The organism is Rhizobacter sp., assembly GCF_031412075.1.
Lineage (GTDB): Bacteria > Pseudomonadota > Gammaproteobacteria > Burkholderiales > Burkholderiaceae_C > Rhizobacter.
Genome location: NZ_JANOCG010000495.1, coordinates 1 through 6192, shown reverse-complemented (window position 1 = coordinate 6192; position 6192 = coordinate 1). Strand labels below are relative to the sequence as shown.

Annotated in this window: 5 protein-coding genes and 2 pseudogenes; all 7 read left to right on the top strand. The window is 65.7% G+C overall.

The annotated features are described in order from the left end of the window. Window positions 1-336: pseudogene (locus RMO40_RS18425) on the top strand (23S rRNA (adenine(2503)-C(2))-methyltransferase RlmN); the annotation flags it as partial. After that, a complete protein-coding gene (gene pilW / locus RMO40_RS18420) occupies window positions 333-1142 on the top strand; it encodes a type IV pilus biogenesis/stability protein PilW (protein ID WP_309724493.1) in 810 nt (269 codons plus the stop codon). The pseudogene RMO40_RS18425 and the gene pilW, both read left to right, overlap by 4 nt. Beyond that, window positions 1135-2019, top strand: coding sequence for a RodZ domain-containing protein (locus RMO40_RS18415; RefSeq protein ID WP_309724491.1), 885 nt, complete (start codon window positions 1135-1137; stop codon window positions 2017-2019). The genes pilW and RMO40_RS18415 overlap by 8 nt, the downstream gene beginning before the upstream one ends. A 5-nt stretch (window positions 2020-2024) precedes the next feature. After that, a complete protein-coding gene (gene ispG, locus RMO40_RS18410) occupies window positions 2025-3326 on the top strand; it encodes a flavodoxin-dependent (E)-4-hydroxy-3-methylbut-2-enyl-diphosphate synthase (protein WP_309724489.1) in 1302 nt (433 codons plus the stop codon). 48 nt (window positions 3327-3374) lie between these two features. Continuing rightward, window positions 3375-4670 carry a histidine--tRNA ligase gene (gene hisS / locus RMO40_RS18405; protein WP_309724486.1) on the top strand — a complete coding sequence of 432 codons (1296 nt, stop codon included), beginning with the start codon at window positions 3375-3377 and terminating at the stop codon, window positions 4668-4670. Between the two features lie 29 nt (window positions 4671-4699). Next, window positions 4700-5385, top strand: a pseudogene (locus RMO40_RS18400) (YfgM family protein). 8 nt (window positions 5386-5393) lie between these two features. After that, on the top strand, window positions 5394-6192 hold a 799-nt coding region (locus RMO40_RS18390; RefSeq protein ID WP_309724482.1), incomplete at its 3' end, for an outer membrane protein assembly factor BamB family protein.

Here is a 6192-nt window from a genome sequence, read left to right as displayed (position 1 = left end):
GTGAACGACACTCCGCAGCACGCCCAGGCGCTGGTGCAGATCAGCCAGCGTGTGCCGTGCAAGTTCAACCTGATTCCGTTCAACCCGTTCCCCGAGTCGGGCCTCACCCGTTCGCCGCGCGAGCGGGTCACAGCGTTTGCGCATGTGCTGCAAGACGCAGGTGTGGTCACCACCGTTCGCAAGACGCGTGGCGACGACATTGCCGCGGCCTGTGGCCAGCTGGCTGGCGAGGTGCAGGACCGCACCAACGTGGCCAAGCGCATGACGCGGGCCCCGATCCACATTCACCGCAAGAGTTCAGACACCGCACCCATTCCGCCGGAGAAACATTCATGAACTTGGGACGCAGTCGCTCGTGGGCCGCCGCTGTTTGCTGGGTGTTCATGTCTCTGCTGGCGGGGTGTACGTTGCCGCCGCCCCAGACCGGCGACACGCGAGACCGTGTCACCGACTCTGATGAAAGCGCCGCCAGCAAGCGCTCCCGTGTGCGCATGGAGCTGGCGGGCGCCTATTACAGCCGTGGGCAATTCACCACCGCGCTGGACGAGGTCAAACAGGCGCTGATCGTGAACCCCAACCTGGGTGATGCCTACAACCTGCGTGGCCTCATCTACGCTGCCCTGGGCGACGATGTGCTGACGCAAGAAAGTTTCAGGCGCGCCCTGCAGATCAACCCCAGCGACGCTGACAGCATGCACAACTACGGTTGGTACATGTGCCAGCAAAAAAGGTACGACGAGGCCGAGGCCTTGTTTCGCCGCGCCTTGGCCGTGCCGCAGTACCCGGGCACCGCCCGCACGCTGTTGACCACCGGCATCTGCGAAGCCCGTGCCGGGCGCTGGATCGAAGCCGAAGGCACGCTGACCCGTGCCTACGAGCTCGACCCGGCGAACCCGGTGACGGCGGTGAACCTGTCTGAAGTGCTGCTGAAGCGTGGTGAGCTGGAGCGGGCGCGCTTTTACATGCGCCGTGTCAATTCGGTGGCCAACCAATCCAACCCCCAGACGCTGTGGCTCGCGGCACGCATCGAGATGAAGCTCGGCAACCGGCAGGCGGCCAATGAATATGGCCTGCAGTTGCGCAACCGTTTCCCGCAGTCGCGTGAGTCGGCCGCGTTTGACCGGGGTCAGTTCAATGAGTGACCTGCCGCCCAGCGAGCCGCAGCAGGCCGCCGTCACCGCGGGTGGCTTGCTCAGGCAGGCCCGTGTGGCCAAGGGCTTGCACATTGCTGCGCTCGCCACCTCGATCAAGGTCGCCCCGCGCAAGCTCGAGCTGCTGGAGAGTGATCGTTTTGACGAACTTCCCGGGGCCACGTTCACTCGCGCGCTGGCGCAGACGGTGTGCCGCTCGCTGAAGATCGATGCCGCACCCGTGTTGGCCTTGTTGCCCCTGCCGGTCGAGCAGAGCCTGTCGCACATGAGCCTCGGCTTGAACGCACCGTTTCGCGACCGCCCCGGCCGGCGTGTGCCGAGTGACCTGCAGTTCCTGAAAAGCCCGGTCGTGTTGGGCGCCGCACTCCTGGTGCTGGCGAGCGTCGCCTTGTACCTGCTGCCTGCGGGTTGGATCGGGGAACTCTCACAGCAGCCCAATGTGGTGAGCGAGCCAGTGTCGGCGCCTGCAATGAGTTCGGCTCCGCTCGTGGCTGAGCCGGCATCGGCGCCGCCGTTCAACGCCTCTGGCGTGGTTGAGGTTGTTGGCGTGGCGGTTGCGGCCTCGGCTCCTGTGATCACCGCTTCGGCGCCAGCAGCAGCGGCTTCCGAGGTGGTCGCGAGCCCCACACGCACCACCGGCGTGCTGCTGTTGCGCACCAGTGCCGAGTCGTGGGTTGAAGTGATCGACGGGCGTGGTTCGCCTTTGCTCTCGCGCATGCTGCAGCCCGGAGAAACCGTGGGCCTGGACGGGGCTTCGCCGCTGCGGGTGAGAATCGGCAACGCATCGGCTACACAGGTGTCGTTCAAGGGCAAGCCCGTGATCCTGACACCCACGCGTGACAACGTGGCCAAGGTCGAACTCAGGTGATTGCCATGACTCTCGAACACACACCGCTCTCAGATTTCATCGAACCCGCCGTGCCCGCCAAGCGCCGCTCGCGCCAGGCAGCCGTGCGCTGGGGTTCGCGCATCGTCACCCTCGGTGGCGACGCCCCGGTGCGTGTGCAGTCGATGACCAACACCGACACCGTCGACGTGATTGGCACCGCAATCCAGGTCAAGGAGCTGGCGATCGCCGGCTCCGAGCTGGTGCGCATCACCGTCAACACGCCCGAGGCCGCCGAAGCGGTGCCGCACATCCGCGAGCAGCTCGACCGCATGGGCATCGACGTGCCGCTGGTCGGCGACTTTCATTACAACGGCCACCGGCTGTTGAGCGACTTCCCGGCCTGCGCCGAGGCTTTGTCCAAATACCGCATCAACCCCGGCAACGTGGGCAAGGGCGACAAGCGCGACCGCCAGTTTGCGCAAATGATTGAGGTGGCCGCCAAGTACAACAAGGTGGTGCGCATCGGCGTCAACTGGGGCAGTCTCGACCAGGAGCTGCTCGCCCAGATGATGGACGACAACGGCAGGCTGGCCGAGCCCTTCGAGCCGCAGCAGATCATGTACCGCGCCATCATCACCTCGGCCGTCGAGTCGGCCCGGCGTGCTGAAGAGATCGGCCTGAGTGCCGACCAGATCGTGCTGTCTTGCAAGATGTCGGGCGTGCGGGATCTCGTGTCGGTTTACCGTGCGCTCGCCAAGCGCTGTGACTATGCGCTGCACCTTGGTTTGACCGAAGCCGGCATGGGCACCAAGGGCACGGTGGCGTCGACCGCCGCATTGGCCTTGCTGCTGCAAGAGGGCATTGGCGACACGATTCGCGTCTCGCTCACGCCGCAGCCCGGCGAGGCGCGCACCCAAGAGGTGGTGGTCGCGCTGGAAATCTTGCAGTCGTTGGGCCTGCGCTCCTTCAACCCCAGCGTCACCGCCTGCCCGGGTTGTGGCCGCACCACCAGCACCACCTTCCAGGAGATGGCCAAATCGATCGACGACTACCTGCGTGCGCAAATGCCCGTGTGGCGTGCGCGGTACCCCGGCGTCGAGAAGATGAAGGTCGCCGTGATGGGTTGCATCGTCAATGGCCCGGGTGAAAGCAAGCATGCTGACATCGGCATCAGCCTGCCTGGCAACGGCGAAGCGCCTGCCGCGCCGGTGTTCATCGACGGCGAGAAGGCCCTCACGCTGCGAGGCCCCGGGATCGCGCAAGAGTTCCAGGTGCTGGTCGAGAACTACATCGAAAAGCGCTACGGCTCGGCCGCGACACCGCATTCCACCGCGCCCGCCACATAAAAACTGAAGGGGCTTCTTGGCAAGCACCCTTTCCAACTCAATTTTTCGATGGCTGACAACAACAACGCTGCCCTGCAAGCCGTGAAGGGCATGAACGACATCCTGCCGCCCGATTCGGCGCGTTGGGTGTGGCTCGAAGACAAACTGCGCTCGCTGATGGCGCGTTATGGCTACGCCAACATCCGCACGCCCATCGTCGAGCCGACCGCGCTCTTCGTGCGTGGCCTGGGCGAGGTGACCGACATCGTCGAGAAGGAGATGTATTCCTTCGAGGACTCGATGAATGGCGACAAGCTCACTCTGCGCCCCGAGGCCACGGCAGGTGTGGTGCGCGCGGTGACCGAACATTCGCTGCTGCACGACGGCGGCAAGCGCCTGTATTACATCGGCCCGATGTTCCGCCACGAGCGCCCGCAAAAAGGTCGCTACCGCCAGTTTCACCAGGTCGGTGCCGAGGCCCTGGGTTTTGCCGGCCCCGATGTGGATGCCGAGCTGATCTTGCTGTGCCGCGCACTGTGGCGCGAACTGGGCCTGGTCGAAGGGCGCGATGTGCGCCTGGAGCTCAACTCGCTCGGCCAACCCGCCGAGCGCCTGGCCCACCGCCAGGCCTTGATCACCCACCTGGAGGCGCACGCCCACCTGCTGGATGACGAGGCCAGGCGCCGCCTGCACAGCAACCCGCTGCGCATTCTCGACACCAAGAATCCGGCCATGCAGGCAGTCGTCGAGGCCGCACCCAAGCTGATGGACTTCCTCGGTGAAGCCTCGCTCGCCCATCTGCAGGCCGTGCGCGACGTGCTCGACGCCGCTGGCCTCGAATACCGCATCAACACGCGTCTGGTGCGCGGCATGGACTACTACAACCTGACCGTGTTCGAGTGGGTCACCGAGCGTCTCGGCTCACAAGGCACGGTGTGTGGTGGCGGCCGCTACGACTCGCTGATCGAACAACTCGGCGGCAAGAGTGCACCGGCCGTCGGTTGGGGGCTGGGCATCGAGCGGCTGCTGTTGTTGCTCGAAGAAGCGGGCGTGCAAGCTCCTGTGGTCAGCCCGGTGGCTTATGCCGTGTTGCCCAACGCCAAGTTGCTGCCGCAGGCCATGACCACCATCGAGGCCCTGCGCGCCGCTGGGGTGTCGGTGCTGATGCACGCGGGTGGCCACAGCATGAAGGCGCAGTTCAAGCGCGCCGATTCCAGCGGCGCCCGCTATGCGCTCATCTTCGGCGACGACGAGCTGGCGCGCGGTGAAGTGGCGGTCAAGTCGCTGCGCAACCCCGACATCGCCCAGCGCAGCCTGCCGCTGGCGCATGCGGCCGAGTGGGCCGCCCAACTGCTCAACGCATAATCCTCGATCCGTCTGAAAGCTCTTACGCCATGGCCACGCACCTCGACCTCGAAGAACAAGAACAACTCGACCAGCTCAAAGCCTTCTGGAAGCAGTACGGCAACCTCATCACCTGGGTGCTGATCGTGGCGCTGGCCGGCTTTGCAGGCTGGGCCGTCTGGAACAACTGGAAGCAGGAACAGGCCATCAAGGCGGGCTCGCTCTACGAAGAGCTCAACAAGGCCGTGCAGGCGGGCGATGTGGACAAGACCTCGCGTGTCTTTGCCGACATGAGAGAACGTTTCGCCGGCACGGGTTACACCCAACAGGCCGCTTTGCTGGCAGCCAAGCTGAGTTCGACAAGGGTCAGTCCGATGCGGCCAACGCCAGCCTGGCCTGGGCCGCCGAGAACGCAGCGGAAACGGAATACCGCGCGATCGCACGTCTGCGCCTGGCCGGTCTGCTTCTCGATGCCAAGAAATACGACGAAGCGCTGAAGCAGCTCGACGGCGTCACGGCCCAGGAATTTGCCGGCCTCGCCGCCGACCGCCGTGGTGACGTGTTGATGGCGCAGGGCAAGAAAGAAGAAGCCAAGACCGCGTATGCCCAGGCCTGGAAGGCGCTGGATGAATCGCTCGAATACCGCCGTGTGGTCGAGGCCAAGCTGTCGGTGCTGGGCGCCGCGCCCGAAGCCCAAGCACCCAAGACGGCCGCCAGCGCCGGGGCCGGCAAATGAGTTGGAGCGTGAAGACTCTGCGCCGCGCGGCTGGTTTTGCGCTGGTCGGCCTGGTTCTGGCGGGCTGCGCTGGAACCCCCAAGCCCGACCCCACGCCGCTGGAACCGCTGACGCCGCAGGTGAGCGGCCGGCAGGTCTGGAAACAAAGCCTGGGCACCGTCAAGTTCCCGCTGGCTGTGGCCGTGAATGGCGCCACCTTCACCGTGGCCGACGACGGTGGCACCGTGATGGCCCTGCAGGCCGACACCGGCAGTCAGCTGTGGCGCACCGAGGTCGGTGACAGGCTCAGCGCCGGCGTGGGCAGTGACGGTCGTTTTGCCAGCGTGGTGACGCGCGACAATGAACTCGTCACGCTCGACGGTGGCAAGCCGCTCTGGCGCAAGCAGCTTCCCTCGCGCGTGGTGACAGCGCCGCTGGTCGCCGGCGAACGTGTGTTCGTGCTGGCTGTAGACCGCAGCGTGCACGCCTTCGACGCACTCGATGGCCGAAAGCTCTGGACCTACAAACGCCCCAACGATGCCCTGACGCTGGCGAGCCCGGGCCTGCTGGCGCCGTTCAAAGACACCTTGCTGGTGGGGCAGGGGCCCAAGCTGGCAGGCCTCGACCCCTTGCGCGGCACCTTGCGCTGGGAGGCCACCCTGGCTTCGCCGCGTGGCACCAATGAGATCGAGCGCCTGGCTGACCTGGTCGGCCCTGCAGCCCGCGTCGCTGATGTGATCTGCGCCCGTGCCTACCAGTCGGCTGTGGCTTGCGTGAACGCCGAACGTGGCAACGTGGTCTGGACGCGCAACGCCGGTGGCGTGAACG

Excerpts from the sequence above, each read along its gene's own strand:
- pilW (WP_309724493.1), top strand. The coding sequence starts at position 333 with ATGAACTTGGGACGCAGTCGCTCGTGGGCCGCCGCTGTTTGCTGGGTG.
- RMO40_RS18415 (WP_309724491.1), top strand. The coding sequence starts at position 1,135 with ATGAGTGACCTGCCGCCCAGCGAGCCGCAGCAGGCCGCCGTCACCGCG.
- ispG (WP_309724489.1), top strand. The coding sequence starts at position 2,025 with ATGACTCTCGAACACACACCGCTCTCAGATTTCATCGAACCCGCCGTG.
- hisS (WP_309724486.1), top strand. The coding sequence starts at position 3,375 with ATGGCTGACAACAACAACGCTGCCCTGCAAGCCGTGAAGGGCATGAAC.